The sequence below is a fragment of the Stenotrophomonas sp. 86156_Sma genome, assembly GCF_056481625.1.
In genome coordinates this window covers 4,475,052-4,488,074 of record NZ_CM151157.1, presented here as the reverse complement: position 1 = coordinate 4,488,074, position 13,023 = coordinate 4,475,052, and the positions used below count along the sequence as shown (strand labels likewise).

The window sequence follows — 13,023 nt, the reverse complement described above, 5'->3', positions numbered from 1 at the left end:
TGCTATCGTGGCCGGCCCCGTTCATTGGAGCCCACGATGCTCGTCCTTATCCAGCGTGTCAGCCAGGCTGCCGTCCACGTCGATGACGAAGCGGTCGGCCAGATTGGTCCGGGCCTGCTGGCGCTGGTGGGCATGGAACCGGGCGATACCGAGGCCCAGCTGCGGCGCATGGCCGAGCGCCTGCTGGGTTACCGGGTGTTCGCCGACGAGGCCGGGAAGATGAACCGGTCGCTGCGCGACACCGGCGGCGGCCTGCTGCTGGTCAGCCAGTTCACCCTGGCGGCCGATACCCGTTCGGGCATGCGGCCGAGCTTCACCAGCGCCGCACCGCCGGACGAGGCTGAACGCGGGTTCAATCGATTTGTCGACATCTGTCGTGAAAATCACGCGCCAGGGGTGGAAACGGGCCGGTTTGGTGCCCATATGGTCGTCAGCCTGGTCAATGACGGTCCCGTGACCTTCCTTCTCAGGCCCTGAGCCTGCGGGACCACCGCCCGGCAGGCAGGGCCCCGGGCTGGTATAATGCTACGTTCCCTATTTCTCCCTAGCCGGTGGCGCGAGCACTACATGGCCAACGAACGTCCTGCCCAATCCGAAATCAAGCAACTGATCAGCAAGGGCCTGGAACAGGGCTACCTGACCTACGCCGAAGTCAATGACCATCTGCCGGACGACATGGTCGACCCGGAACAGATCGAAGACATCATCGGCATGATCAACGGCATGGGCATCGATGTCCATGAAGTTGCGCCGGATGTGGAAACCCTGCTTCTCAACGATGGCAACACCGGTAACCGCGAAGTCGATGACACCGCGGCCGAAGAAGCTGCCGCCGCGCTGAGCGCGCTCGATACCGAAGGTGGCCGTACCACCGACCCGGTGCGCATGTACATGCGCGAAATGGGCACCGTCGAGCTGCTGACCCGCGAAGGCGAAATCGCCATTGCCAAGCGCATCGAGGAAGGCCTTTCGCAGGTCCAGGCCGCCCTGGGCCAGTTCCCGGTCTCGGTCGAGTCGCTGCTGACCGACTACGAAGCCCACAAGGAAGGCAAGAAGCGCCTGGCCGAAGTGATCGTTGGCTTCAACGACCTGGCCGACGAAGAGCCGGCGCCGCCGGCGGCTGCTGCCGATGACAGCAGCGATGCCGACGCCGAAGGCGACGAGGACGAGGACGATGATGTCGAGGGTGGCGAGGAAGAAGCCGCACCGACCGGTCCGGATCCGGAGGAAGTCGCTGCGCGCATGCAGGCGCTGAGCGATGCCTTCAACGCCTTCAAGAAGGCGGCGACCAAGGGCGACAAGAAGAACCTGCCGCGCCTGCGCGAAGAGATGTCGGCGGTGTTCGTCACCCTGAAGCTGCCGCTGCCGCTGACCGATGTGCTGACCAAGCAGCTGCGCGACACCATGGCGTCGATCAAGGCCCATGAGCGCCGCGTGCTGAACCTGGCCACCGTCACCGCCCGCATGCCGCGCAAGGACTTCATCCGCTCCTGGGAAGGCAACCAGACCAACCTGGAGTGGGTGGAAGACGCACTGAAGCGCAAGCAGAAGTGGTCTTCGGCCCTGCGCGAAGTGAAGGACCAGATCATCGCCGAACAGCAGGCGACGATCGACATCGAGAAGCTGACCCAGCTGGACCTGGAAGAGCTGAAGGAAATCAGCCGCGCCATGGCCTACGGTGAAGCCAAGGCGCGCAAGGCCAAGAAGGAAATGGTCGAGGCCAACCTGCGCCTGGTGATCTCGATCGCCAAGAAGTACACCAATCGCGGCCTGCAGTTCCTCGACCTGATCCAGGAAGGCAACATCGGCCTGATGAAGGCCGTGGACAAGTTCGAGTACCGCCGCGGTTACAAGTTCTCGACCTACGCCACCTGGTGGATCCGCCAGGCGATCACCCGCTCGATCGCCGACCAGGCGCGCACCATCCGTATTCCGGTGCACATGATCGAGACGATCAACAAGTTGAACCGCATTTCCCGCCAGATGCTCCAGCAGTACGGCCGCGAGGCTACGCCGGAGGAGCTGGCCAAGGAAATGGACATGCCGGAAGACAAGATCCGCAAGGTGATGAAGATCGCCAAGGAGCCGATCTCGATGGAAACCCCGATCGGCGACGACGAGGATTCCCATCTGGGCGACTTCATCGAGGACACCAACGTGGAGTCCCCGATCGAGAACACCACCAACATCAATCTGTCTGAAACCGTGCGCGACGTGCTGGCCGGCCTCACCCCGAGGGAAGCCAAGGTGCTGCGCATGCGCTTCGGCATCGACATGAACACCGACCACACGCTGGAAGAAGTCGGCAAGCAGTTCGATGTGACCCGCGAGCGCATCCGCCAGATCGAAGCGAAGGCGCTGCGCAAGCTGCGTCACCCGAGCCGCTCGGAGCAGCTGCGCAGCTTCCTGGATATCGATTGATTTCCAGCGGCTGTTGAAGCGTTGAGAGAAACCCCGCTTCGGCGGGGTTTTTCTTTGCCCACCATATCTCTGCAAAGCCCAGCCCATGCTCGGCTGAGGCTTATGATTACGTAACAAGTAATGTAACGAAAGGCCCGCGTCGAAGCTGGCTCTTCGTGAATATGTCCATTATTTTCAAGCTCATAGGTGCACAGCCGCGCTTGCAGTCCCGCTTTTTTGATGCTAATTACGTAACAAATTTCGTATTACGTAATGCACATGCCACGCGCTCAACGCCCACAGGTACTGGATCTGATCGCTCAGCTGGCCCCCGGCCAGCCGCTACCTGCCGCGGCGCTGGCCGAGCGTCTGGGGGTGGACCGGATGGCGCTCAGCCGGCTGGTGGCCGCCAGTGGCCCGCAGGTGGTGCGCATGGGCAGCACCCGGGCAACCGCCTATGCACTGCGGCGGCCCACCCGGGCCGGCAGCGAATGGCCGCTGTACCGGCTGCGCGAAGATGCGACGCTGGAGGAGCTGGGGCGGGTAATTGCGCTGGTAGGAGGCGGCTTCCACGTCGATGCCGGGCCTGACTGTCCGAACCTGCGACGCGCGCCCGAAGGTGACGTTGCCGCCTTCTTTCCTGACTTGCCGTGGTACTTGGATGACCTGCGACCGCAGGGATTTCTTGGTCGCAGCTTCGCCCATGGCCGTGCGCAGGCGCTCGGCCTGCCGAAGGACCTCAAGAGCTGGCAACCGGACGATGTGTTGATGGCCCTGGTAACCGCTGGCGGGACTGAAGCGGGCGATCTGCTGCTCGGTACCGCCGCCGTGGAGGCGGCGATGAAGACGTTGCAGGTGCCGATCGATCGGGTTGCGGCCGACGATCGTCTTGCACAGTATCGCGAGCGTGCGCGTGCTGCGCTGGACGGAGAGGACGTGGGCTCCTCGCCGGGTGGCGAGCAACCCAAGTTCACCGCCACCGTAGAGGCCTACGGCAGGCGCCGCTCGGTCCTGGTCAAGTTCGCGCAGCCCGATGAAGGCGCCGCCGCCCAGCGCTGGAGCGATCTGCTGGTCTGCGAACATCTGGCGCTTGAGGCCCTGCGCGAGTCTGGACAAGCCGCGGCGTCCAGCGAACTGCTGCAGTCGCCCACGCACACCTTCCTGGAAATCGAGCGCTTCGACCGCACGCCCGATCTGCTGGGGCGGCGAGGCCTGGTCTCGCTGCTGTCGCTATCGTCTGCGTTCACCGGCGAGGTCACCCCAGCGTGGCCGGTTGCAGGCGCCGAACTGCGTGATCAAGGCTGGCTGACGGCCGACACCGTGCAGGCGATGGGCCGACGCCATGCGTTCGGGCGGCTGATCGGCAACAGCGACATGCACCACGGCAACATCGCCTTCCACTTCATTGATCGCGGCCCGCTGCCGCTGGCGCCGGTCTACGACATGCTGCCGATGTCGCTGGCGCCGTCAAAGCTGGGCGTGTTGCGCGCGGACGAGCCGCTGTCGCCGGTCGCGCCGCTGGGCAGTGGTGATCTGCAGCATCTGCGCTGGGCGGCACCGGTGGCTGAAGCATTCTGGCAGTGCGTGGCTGTTGACGGGCGGATCCAGTCGCCGGCAATGCGGTCGTTGGCGGGGGCGAACGCCGAGCGGGTGCGGGAGATGGGCGCGCGGTTTGGGTGAGCCAGCTGTTGCGCAAGCCTGGGCGCGTGGAGTTGCGCAGCGATGGCTGAGGGTTTTTCAGTGTGTCTTGGCGCCGGCGGGTAGCCGGTTGAGCGCAGGCTCCACTACACTGTGACGCTGCGCAGGGCCTATAGCTCAACGGTTAGAGCAGGGGACTCATAATCCCTTGGTTCCAGGTTCGAATCCTGGTGGGCCCACCAATTGATGATCCTATGTCGTCCTATGAAGGCTGAAATATCCTGAAAAAACAGGGGTTTCGGCTTTTTTTGCGTCTGATTGCGTCCTATGTGATCCAGGAGCATCCAGGCTTCTCTGGCGGTATCTTTGGCGGTAACCTCCACCCGCTCTACACCTGTTACCGCCGAATCAGTTACCGCCACCATGTCATTGACCGATACCGCCATTCGCAGGACCAAGCCCACCGCTGCCGTGCAGAAGCTGCGAGACGGTGGAGGCCTGTACCTGCTGCTGAAACCTGATGGCGCCAGATGGTGGCGCTGGGACTATCGGCGTCCTGTGACCGGCAAGCGCAACACGCTGTCGCTTGGCACCTATCCAGAGGTGAGCCTGGCGTCCGTGCGCGAGCGCCATGCTGCTGCGCGAAAGCTGTTGGCCGAAGGTGTTGATCCGGGCGAGCAGCGCAAGGCGCAGAAAGTGGCCAGCTTGGAACTGGCCACCAACACATTCGAGGCGCTGGCGCGCGAACACTTGGCGATGAGAGCCAAGAAGCTGTCTGCCGGGTCGGTGAAACGAGAGACGCGCTTGATCGAGAAAGATCTGACGCCGTACATCGGGCAACGACCCATTGCGGCGATCACAGCGCGTGAACTGTTGGAGACGCTGCGCAAGATCGAGGGGCGCGGCGCGGTCGAAACTGCACATCGGGCGCGGATGCTGGTCAGCCAGGTTCTTCGATACGCGATTGCGACAGGACGTGCAGACAGAAACGTGGCAGAGGATCTGAAAGGAGCGCTCACTTCGCCCGAAGGGCGTCACTTCGCCAGCATGACTGAGCCCAAGCAGATCGCAGAACTGCTGCGCTCAATACACGGCTATCAAGGATCACCGATTGTCATGGCGGCCCTGTGCCTAGCGCCGCTGGTATTCGTTCGCCCTGGTGAGCTTCGTCGTGCACGATGGTCGGACATCGACCTGGACAATGGCGAATGGCGGTTCACGGCAAGCAAGACCGGCCAATCGCACGTTGTTCCATTGGCTTCGCAGTCTGTGGCGATTCTTAGGTCTGTGCACCCGCTGACTGGACGGAAAGAGTTCGTGTTTCCCAGTGTGCGTGGCAAGGGGCGGCCCATGAGTGAGAACACGATCAACGCGGCGCTACGTCGCCTCGGCTACGACTCCGACACAATGACCGGGCATGGCTTCCGCGCGATGGCGCGCACTGTGCTGGATGAGGTGCTGGGCTTCCGTCCGGACTACATCGAGCACCAGCTTGCACACGCTGTGCGTGATCCCAACGGACGGGCATACAACCGTACGGCTCACCTGATTGAGCGGGCAAAAATGATGCAGGCGTGGGCGGACTATCTGGACGGCTTGAGAGCCTCCAGCTGACCTCCCGTTCTTCCATCTTTCATTTCTAACTTACTGTTTCTGCTGGTTACAGTGGTAACACTGGTTACACCGCTGAGAAACGTATTAAAAATCAGTCGGTTGCGTCCATTTTCGGAGCGCCGCATTCACTGGTTACAGCTGGTTACGCTGGTTACAGCTGCGCCCTATCGATCCACATTGGACGTATCTGGATCGATGGCGCACGCCGATTGAATGGCTCTGCCGCAGCCTCTTTCCGGCCAGCGGGTGGCTTTGTAGGCCGCCGAGTTGTCGTCATGACGGCCGATGACCAGACCGAACCCGCCGGTAATCGATAGTTCGCTCGCCGCACATTTTGCGCCGTCGGCTTGGAGCAGCAGGTTGCCAGGCGCGTCCGTTTGTCCTGCGCAACCAGTCGGGCGGCTTGACTGCTGCGCTCGATTGTCAGCTCCCGCCAGTTGGCTTTCGCATCGAGAACGTGCGCCGTCAAGGGGAATTCGTCATGTGTAATTTTACAAAATACTGTAAAAATTTTCCCTACACATCGTGCTGCGTGAGTTGAGCGGCAGCTGTCTCTAGCCTTCTAACCAAGCCCACAACACAGGGCGGCGGTTGACTAAACGTCAGCCCCGCGACCTCTCACATGCTTGGTTCCCCAGCCCCTCAGGCGACCGCACCCGGTCAGCCTGCCGATCATTCTCGGCCTGACGCCGCACGCGGTGAACGCTTCCTGCGCAAGCCCGAAGTGCTCAGTCGCACCGGCATTTCCCGCTCGCACCTGTACTGGCTGATGAGGCGCGGCCGGTTCCCCGCATCGATCCCCCTTTCCCCGCGCGTAACTGTCTGGTTGGAGTCGGACGTGGACGCGTGGATTGCCACCCACATTCCCGACACCCACCTGCGAGTGCAGCCATGAAAGACACCATCACCTTGACCATCTCCAACCAGAAATTCAGCCTCAGCCCGGCAGAGGCGAAGTTCCTGGCTGAGCATCTGCGCACAGCTGTGGCGCAGCCGAACCTGGCACTGAATTTCTCGCAGAGTCGGACTGAGCAAGGTGGCCGCATCGCGCTGTCGCGTGGTGTCGCGGGCAGCCGTTCCATCACTGACTGCTGAGGCACTGCAATGAGCCAATCCAGAGCCTTCCTGCGCTGCCCGCATTGCGATACGCCCGCCATCGTGCGCACCAGCGTGCTGCATTCCAAACTGTTGCGCGAATCCGTGCTCCAGTGCCGCAATGCGCTGTGCGGTCACACGTTCTCGGCCTACACCGAAATCGTGCGTACGCATACGCAGAGTGCGTGCCCGAGGGGGGACGTCTGCCTGCCCATCAGCAGCTCCGCTGAACGCGCCGCGCTCAGTGCACAGGCCGCGCCAGAACCCGTGACCCCACGCAAGGCACGGCGATGACGCAACTGTTGACAGCACCCGCTCACCAGGCGCAGCATTGCCCCGTCGCCGCACAATCGGCGACCGGGTTTAGCAGCCCGACTCACAAGGCGCACCAGCGCCCATCGACCGATGCATGGCGCTTTTTTATTGCTCGCTGTGTCGTCGCGGGCGATTGCTTGCCAGTTCTATGGCGGGCGGTGCGCGGAGGCCGAAAGGCCTGCCGGTCCTTGTGCCGGTCTGCTAACCGCGTACCGTCCGTCACCTCGTTTAGCAGCGAGTTGGCGGATCCAATTTCACACAAGGATCCTGCCATGTCTCTCGACACCCTGGCCGCGCCGTCGCGCTTTGCCACCCGTATCGCACACCATCTTGGCGAAATCGCCGACACCCTCGACTGGGACCATTCCCGCTGGCTGGCGCTGACTGCGCGCCTTGAGGCCACCGGCAAGGCCCCCGAGGCGTTGACGCTGGGCGAGGTGCAACACGCCATTGCCGCCACCGTCCAGGAGGCCGCGCGATGAACGCTCTCGCCCTGAATGCTGCCGTCGCCAACGACGATGCGGCCACGCATGACCTGTTCAGCGCTGTGTGTCAGTTGCAGCGCATCCATACGATGCCGATGGCCGCACTGTCGCAGCTGGTGAACGCGCTGGAACGCCGACCCGGTGCACTGGAAGCACTCTCCGTAGGCCAGTTGTTGGCCATGGTCCGTGATGCGCAGGTGACTGCATGAACACGGAAACCGTGAGTGTGTCCGGCGTACCGGGCGTGGCCGATGGCGTACTCAGCGCCACCATCACCGATACCTGGTTCGATGCCGAGCGTACCGCCCATATTGTCGAGGTGGCTCGCCGCGTCGAGCGGCTGCACAACAAGGCCTCACGTCGTCTGGCCATCCTCAGTGGCGAACTGGATGAGGCGCTGGAAGGCCATCCGTTGGAGGACCGCCTGCGCGAGCGCCTGCTGTGGCCGCTGGAGCGCGATTGCCTGGAGCTGGCCACCGTCGCGGCGCGGGTGCGCGTGCGCCTGTCGTTGTTCGCGCCTGCGGAGTCGCAGGAACAGTTCGACCGAGGCATGGCTTTGCAGTTGGCCGACCTGCAAGCCGAGCAGGCTGCTGCCGCGCCGCCGCAAGCGCTTTCGCGCAGCGCTGCCCCCATGCCCTTTGGCTACTGGATCAGCGAGGACAGCTTCAATCGCGTGGAGCGTGCACGCTCGGCTGCACTGCTGCTGGCCAGCGTCGATGAGCGCATGGCGGTGCCCTTTGAGGCTGTAGCGTTCAGCGCCGCCTACGTGCATGAGGACCTCGCCGCCGTGTTGGCCAACGCCCGTCACAGCAGCCAGCTGGAGGCCGACGATGACGCGGCCTGAGGGATTCATTGCGGCACTGCGTGCGGCAGGTCTATGCGTCGGCACGGGCGAATCTGTCCTGGCCAATGGCCGTCTGTGCCGCGTACGCGCCGAGGGCGATGGCAGTGGCCAGCGCAGCGGCTGGTATGTGCTGCACGCAGGCCCGCCGCAGGCCGGTGCCTATGGCAACTGGAAGACCGGGCTCAATGAGTCCTGGTGCGAGGGTGGAGGAGAGGCGCTGAGCGAGGCCGACCGCGCGATGCTGCGCGAGGCCGTGGTGCGCGCCCAGCGCCAGCAGCAGGCCGAGCGTGCGCAACGCCAGGCCGTGGCCCGGCAGCAGGCGCGTGAGCGCTGGCAGCGCGCCAGCGCCGCTGCCCCCGATCATCCCTACCTGGTGGCCAAGGGCGTGGGCGTGCACGGCCTGCGTGAGCTGGACGGCTTGCTGCTGGTGCCCTTGCGCGATGCGCAGGGGCGGCTGTGGAGCCTGCAAACCATCGCCGCCGATGGCAGCAAGCGCTTCCTGGCCGGTGGCCGTAAGCGTGGCTTGTACTACGCCGTAGGCCGCACGGTCAGCGACGTGGTGTGCATCGCCGAAGGCTATGCCACCGCCGCCAGCATCCATGAGGCCACGGGCCACCCCACCGCCGTGGCGTTCGATGCCGGGAACCTGGAGCCGGTGGCCTGCGCCCTGCGTGCCAAGTTCCCTTCGGCGGTGATCGTGGTGTGCGCCGATGACGATGCGGCGACCGCCGCGCGGCTGGGCATCAATCCGGGTGTGGCCAACGCCCAGCGCGCCGCCGATGCCGTGGGCGGGGTGGTGGCCATGCCGCCGCGGCCACGCCATGAGGCTACTTCCTGATGATCCCTCTCTTTATCCCGAAGGCGCAGCGCGCCGACGCGGCACCGGAGCCCCGTGCATGAGCAACGTCACCTCTGTCGATTTCAATGATGCCGCCAAGGACGCCGGTACCGGCGCCGTACGCGGCTCGATTCAGCGCGCTGTGCGCAAGGGCGCCAAGGGCAAGACCAAGACCAACAAGGACGCCACCGACGGCTCCAGTGCTGCACGGGCCCACTACCAGCTCAACGAGACCGGCGTGTACTACGTTGGTGTCACCGAGGACGGGGACCTGGCCGAGCCGGTGTTCGTCTGCTCGCCGTTGAAGGTCGAGGCCAAAACGCGCAACAGCCAGAGCGAGGAATGGGGCCGGTTGCTGACCTGGACCGATGCCGATGGCCATCCCCACCAGTGGGCGGCACCTGCGGAAATGCTGGTGGGCGATCCGCGCGAGTTCGTGCGGCAGCTGGCAGCGGGTGGTGTGGAAATGTCGGCCCACCGCAACACCATGCAGCGCCTGTTGGCCTACATCATCCAGGAGCGCATCGACACCCGCGCCCGCAACGTGGCCGTGCCGGGCTGGCATGAGGGCCGCTACGTGCTGCCCAATGGTGAAAGCTACGGCACCGGCGACGAACGGCTGGTCTACCAGCACAGCGGCGGATTGCAGCATCACTATGCGGCCGTTGGCTCGCTGGAGGACTGGCGGCGTGACGTGGCCCGGCGCTGCCAGGACAACTCGCGCCTGGTGCTGGCGGTGTCGGCGATGTTCGCAGGGCCCTTGCTGCACTTCACCGGCGCTACGGGCGGTGGCTTCCACCTGGTCGGCGGCAGCAGCAGCGGCAAGAGCACCGCGCTGCGCGTGGCGGCCAGCGTGGTCGGTCCCCCGGAATATGCCCGCGAGTGGCGCAGCACGGCCAACGGTCTGGAAGGCGTGGCGGTGCTGCACAACGACGCGACGCTGATTCTGGATGAACTGGCACAGATCGACCCCAAGCAGGCCGGTGATGCGGCCTACCTGTTGGCCAACGGCAACGGCAAGAGCCGCGCCAACCGCGCCGGTGAGGCACGTGCGGCGGCACGCTGGCGGGTGCTGATCCTGTCAGCCGGTGAGGTCGGGTTGGCCCAGCACATGGCCGAGGTGGGCAAGCAGGCACGGGCGGGTCAGTCGGTGCGCCTGGCTGACGTACCGGCCGAGGCGGAGGGTGGGCACGGTGTGTTTGAGCGCCTGCACGATGCCAGCGACGGCGCGGCACTGTCGGCCCTGCTTAAGGACGCGGCCGCACGCACGTACGGTGCACCGTGGCCGCTGTGGATGGGTTACCTGACCCAGCAGGACAGCCCCACCCTGACCGCCCAACTGCGCGAATCGACCGACCGATTCCTGGCCACCTATGTACCTGAGGATGCCTCCGGTGAGGTGCGCCGCGTGGCCGAGCGCTTCGCTGTTGTCGCCTTTGCCGGGGAGTTGGCCAGCAGCTGCCGCCACCGCATCACCGGCTGGCCCAAGGGCGAGGCGACACGGGGCGTGGCGGCGTGCTTCCAGGCATGGCTGCATCGCCGAGGCGGCTCGGGTAGCGCCGACACCGACGAACTGCTCTCGCGAGTGCGTGCGTTCTTTGAGGCCCACGGCGAAAGCCGTCTTGAGCCGCTGCGCAGCCCTGAAGGCACTGTGCCGGTGCGCGATCGCGTAGGTTTCCGGCGCTTCGATGAAGTTGGATTGACGGAATACCTGGTGCTGCAGGAAGCGTTCAGACGGGAGCTATGTGCGGGCTTTGATGTGCGCTTGGCCGCACGCACGCTGGCTGAGGCCGGTTGGCTTAAGCGCAGCGCTGACGGCAGGCCCTCCCAAACCGTGCGTGTCCCAGGCTTGGGCGCTATCCGCGTCTTCGTTTTTGACCCCCGCAAGGTTCACGACAGCGGCCTGTGAGCAGCGCTGCCTTTCATACAGCTCGCCGACACAGTGTCGGGTGAGCCTACCCCCGCCAATTATTTTCAATGGAGATTCAACATGAGCGACAACCAGAGCATCAACACCAACACCGCCGACCTGGCTATTCAATCCTGCGAAGGGAGCGAGGCTGCGCCGGTATCGGAGAACAGGCAACGGCTGAACGAGCTGGCGCAGCAGCTGGCCAGCGCGGTGCAGCGCAAGCGCGCCTTGGTGGGTAAGGTCGATACGATGCGGCGCGCCAAGCAGGCTGCACAGGGCGATGCCGCTGCTGCCCGCCAGCAGTGGGGTGCCAAGCTGCGCGAGAGCGATGGCACGCTGACCCGCGACATTCAGAAGCTTCGCGCGAATGAGCGCTCGGCGCTGTCGCTGGCTGAGGAATACGAGGCGATGGAGGGTGAGATTGCGGTCGAGCTGCCGCGCCTGGAGCTGGAATTGGCCGAGGTGGCGGGCCACTGTCTCAACGCAAGAAGCAGCGTCACCAGGGAAGTGGCCGATCAGGCCTACGAGCAGTTGCTGCTACAGGCTGGGGACAGCCTGGTCTTCGCCTTTGCTTTGTTCTCGAGAGCGGCGGGCTCCGGCGATACAGGCGCACTGGCAAGCCGGTTCTTTGACCGCCTCGGCAATGAGGTTCGCCGTCGCCTGGACGATGCCGCAGTGACGGACCGAGTGACGCAAGTGTTGGCGCTGCCGTCGATGGACCTGAGCGCGGTGGATATGCAGCTGGTGCGTAGCCCGATTCGTTTTTCACAGTTGCGAGAGAAGATCAGTGGTGGGGAGGCAGCGTGATGCATTCCCCTGCCGATGCTGCTATCGGTGAGGTCGTGCCCGCGCGTAGCGTGGGCACTGCCGGAGCTGTCACAACCTTTTCCTTTGGCGATCCAACGCCCGTGTTGGACTCGCGCGGGTTGTTCGACTACCTGGAGTGCTGGCGCAACGGTCGCTACTACGAACCTCCCATCACCCTCAGTGGTCTGTCGCGCACCACGCGCTCCAATCCGTTCCTGCACAGCGGTCTGATTTTTAAGCGCAACATGCTGGTGCGCACCTTTGTGCCGCATCGACTGCTGGACCGCACCGCGTTCTCGCAGATGGCCTTGGATTACCTGGTGTTCGGCATGGCCTACTTGGGACGGCAAATCTCGCACTCCGGGCGGCTGTTGCAGGTGCACCCGCTGATGGCGCAGTACATGCGTCGCGGTGTGCAACCCGGTGAGTTCTTTCAGGTGCGAGCCGGACGGGCCGAGCGTGAATTTGCACCTGGCTCGGTGCACCAGCTGCGCGAGGCCGATACCGATCAGGAAATCTACGGGTTGCCGGAATGGCTGGCCGTTGTGCAGTCGGCGCTGCTCAACGAATCGGCCACGTTGTTCCGCCGCAGGTACTACACCAACGGCTCGCACGCTGGGTTCATCCTCTACATGACCGACCCGCAGCCGGAGGGCATGGACGTGGATGCGCTGCGTGAGGCTCTGCGAGACTCGCGTGGGCCGGGCAATTTCCGCAACCTGTTCGTGCACTCGCCCAACGGCAAGAAGGATGGCTTGCAGCTGATCCCGATCAGCGAAGTGGCCGCAAAGGATGAGTTCACCGGAATCAAGCGCGTGACCCGTGATGACATTCTGGCCGCGCTGCGTATCCCGCCGCAGCTGCTGGGTATCGTCCCCCAGAATGCGGGTGGATTCGGCTCGATACGGGATGCGGCAACGGTGTGGGCGTCGATGGAACTGGCACCCCTGCAATCGCGGATGGCCATGGTTAACGAATGGATCGGCGAGGAGGTCATTACCTTCGCCCCGTTTGACCTGGCGCCTGTAACAACCTGACGCCTCGTCGTTGCGCCGATCCTGGCTGCAGAACGTGC

The 13,023-nt window shown here is 64.3% G+C and carries 14 protein-coding genes and 1 tRNA gene; all 15 read left to right on the top strand.

What is annotated here, in order from left to right:
- Window positions 1-36: 36 nt before the first annotated feature.
- The 15 genes from dtd (at window position 37) to ACZK33_RS20705 (ending at window position 12,985) form a co-directional block, all read left to right on the top strand.
- Entirely contained in the window at window positions 37-477 is a 441-nt protein-coding gene (gene dtd / locus ACZK33_RS20775; RefSeq protein ID WP_201117431.1) for a D-aminoacyl-tRNA deacylase, read from the top strand.
- A gap of 90 nt (window positions 478-567) precedes the next feature.
- A complete protein-coding gene (gene rpoD / locus ACZK33_RS20770; protein ID WP_014038623.1) occupies window positions 568-2,421 on the top strand; it encodes an RNA polymerase sigma factor RpoD in 1,854 nt (617 codons plus the stop codon).
- Between the two features lie 258 nt (window positions 2,422-2,679).
- The gene (yjjJ, locus tag ACZK33_RS20765) at window positions 2,680-4,080 is read left to right on the top strand and encodes a type II toxin-antitoxin system HipA family toxin YjjJ (protein ID WP_032128566.1); all 1,401 of its coding nucleotides are present in this window, start codon (window positions 2,680-2,682) and stop codon (window positions 4,078-4,080) included.
- A 124-nt stretch (window positions 4,081-4,204) separates the two neighbouring features.
- Window positions 4,205-4,280, top strand: a tRNA-Ile gene (locus ACZK33_RS20760).
- Window positions 4,281-4,461: 181 nt separating this feature from the next.
- Window positions 4,462-5,652 (top strand): tyrosine-type recombinase/integrase, encoded by a 1,191-nt coding sequence (locus tag ACZK33_RS20755; RefSeq protein ID WP_197601622.1) that lies wholly within the window; start codon window positions 4,462-4,464, stop codon window positions 5,650-5,652.
- Window positions 5,653-6,274: 622 nt separating this feature from the next.
- On the top strand, window positions 6,275-6,547 hold the full coding sequence (locus tag ACZK33_RS20750) for a helix-turn-helix transcriptional regulator (protein WP_197601621.1): 273 nt from the start codon (window positions 6,275-6,277) through the stop codon (window positions 6,545-6,547).
- Window positions 6,544-6,747, top strand: coding sequence for a hypothetical protein (locus tag ACZK33_RS20745; protein WP_252744771.1), 204 nt, complete (start codon window positions 6,544-6,546; stop codon window positions 6,745-6,747). The genes ACZK33_RS20750 and ACZK33_RS20745 overlap by 4 nt, the downstream gene beginning before the upstream one ends.
- A 9-nt stretch (window positions 6,748-6,756) precedes the next feature.
- Window positions 6,757-7,041, top strand: coding sequence for an Ogr/Delta-like zinc finger protein (locus ACZK33_RS20740; protein WP_252744770.1), 285 nt, complete (start codon window positions 6,757-6,759; stop codon window positions 7,039-7,041).
- 293 nt (window positions 7,042-7,334) lie between these two features.
- Complete coding sequence (locus ACZK33_RS20735; protein ID WP_252744769.1) at window positions 7,335-7,544, top strand: hypothetical protein; 210 nt, start codon at window positions 7,335-7,337, stop codon at window positions 7,542-7,544.
- Window positions 7,541-7,756, top strand: coding sequence for a hypothetical protein (locus ACZK33_RS20730; RefSeq protein WP_301655228.1), 216 nt, complete (start codon window positions 7,541-7,543; stop codon window positions 7,754-7,756). Before ACZK33_RS20735 ends, ACZK33_RS20730 begins: the two co-directional genes overlap by 4 nt.
- Window positions 7,753-8,391, top strand: coding sequence for a hypothetical protein (locus ACZK33_RS20725; protein ID WP_252744435.1), 639 nt, complete (start codon window positions 7,753-7,755; stop codon window positions 8,389-8,391). Before ACZK33_RS20730 ends, ACZK33_RS20725 begins: the two co-directional genes overlap by 4 nt.
- The gene (locus ACZK33_RS20720) at window positions 8,378-9,229 is read left to right on the top strand and encodes a toprim domain-containing protein (RefSeq protein WP_197601615.1); all 852 of its coding nucleotides are present in this window, start codon (window positions 8,378-8,380) and stop codon (window positions 9,227-9,229) included. The genes ACZK33_RS20725 and ACZK33_RS20720 overlap by 14 nt, the downstream gene beginning before the upstream one ends.
- A 58-nt stretch (window positions 9,230-9,287) precedes the next feature.
- Complete coding sequence (locus tag ACZK33_RS20715; RefSeq protein ID WP_252744433.1) at window positions 9,288-11,138, top strand: DUF927 domain-containing protein; 1,851 nt, start codon at window positions 9,288-9,290, stop codon at window positions 11,136-11,138.
- Window positions 11,139-11,219: 81 nt separating this feature from the next.
- A complete protein-coding gene (locus ACZK33_RS20710; protein ID WP_252744432.1) occupies window positions 11,220-11,948 on the top strand; it encodes a hypothetical protein in 729 nt (242 codons plus the stop codon).
- Window positions 11,948-12,985 (top strand): phage portal protein, encoded by a 1,038-nt coding sequence (locus ACZK33_RS20705; protein ID WP_252744431.1) that lies wholly within the window; start codon window positions 11,948-11,950, stop codon window positions 12,983-12,985. Before ACZK33_RS20710 ends, ACZK33_RS20705 begins: the two co-directional genes overlap by 1 nt.
- The last annotated feature ends 38 nt before the right edge of the window (window positions 12,986-13,023 follow it).

Bases quoted from the DNA above. Each gene is read 5' to 3' on its own strand.
- dtd (WP_201117431.1), top strand. From the start codon at position 37: ATGCTCGTCCTTATCCAGCGTGTCAGCCAGGCTGCCGTCCACGTCGAT.
- rpoD (WP_014038623.1), top strand. From the start codon at position 568: ATGGCCAACGAACGTCCTGCCCAATCCGAAATCAAGCAACTGATCAGC.
- yjjJ (WP_032128566.1), top strand. From the start codon at position 2,680: ATGCCACGCGCTCAACGCCCACAGGTACTGGATCTGATCGCTCAGCTG.
- ACZK33_RS20755 (WP_197601622.1), top strand. From the start codon at position 4,462: ATGTCATTGACCGATACCGCCATTCGCAGGACCAAGCCCACCGCTGCC.
- ACZK33_RS20750 (WP_197601621.1), top strand. From the start codon at position 6,275: ATGCTTGGTTCCCCAGCCCCTCAGGCGACCGCACCCGGTCAGCCTGCC.
- ACZK33_RS20745 (WP_252744771.1), top strand. From the start codon at position 6,544: ATGAAAGACACCATCACCTTGACCATCTCCAACCAGAAATTCAGCCTC.
- ACZK33_RS20740 (WP_252744770.1), top strand. From the start codon at position 6,757: ATGAGCCAATCCAGAGCCTTCCTGCGCTGCCCGCATTGCGATACGCCC.
- ACZK33_RS20735 (WP_252744769.1), top strand. From the start codon at position 7,335: ATGTCTCTCGACACCCTGGCCGCGCCGTCGCGCTTTGCCACCCGTATC.
- ACZK33_RS20730 (WP_301655228.1), top strand. From the start codon at position 7,541: ATGAACGCTCTCGCCCTGAATGCTGCCGTCGCCAACGACGATGCGGCC.
- ACZK33_RS20725 (WP_252744435.1), top strand. From the start codon at position 7,753: ATGAACACGGAAACCGTGAGTGTGTCCGGCGTACCGGGCGTGGCCGAT.
- ACZK33_RS20720 (WP_197601615.1), top strand. From the start codon at position 8,378: ATGACGCGGCCTGAGGGATTCATTGCGGCACTGCGTGCGGCAGGTCTA.
- ACZK33_RS20715 (WP_252744433.1), top strand. From the start codon at position 9,288: ATGAGCAACGTCACCTCTGTCGATTTCAATGATGCCGCCAAGGACGCC.
- ACZK33_RS20710 (WP_252744432.1), top strand. From the start codon at position 11,220: ATGAGCGACAACCAGAGCATCAACACCAACACCGCCGACCTGGCTATT.
- ACZK33_RS20705 (WP_252744431.1), top strand. From the start codon at position 11,948: ATGCATTCCCCTGCCGATGCTGCTATCGGTGAGGTCGTGCCCGCGCGT.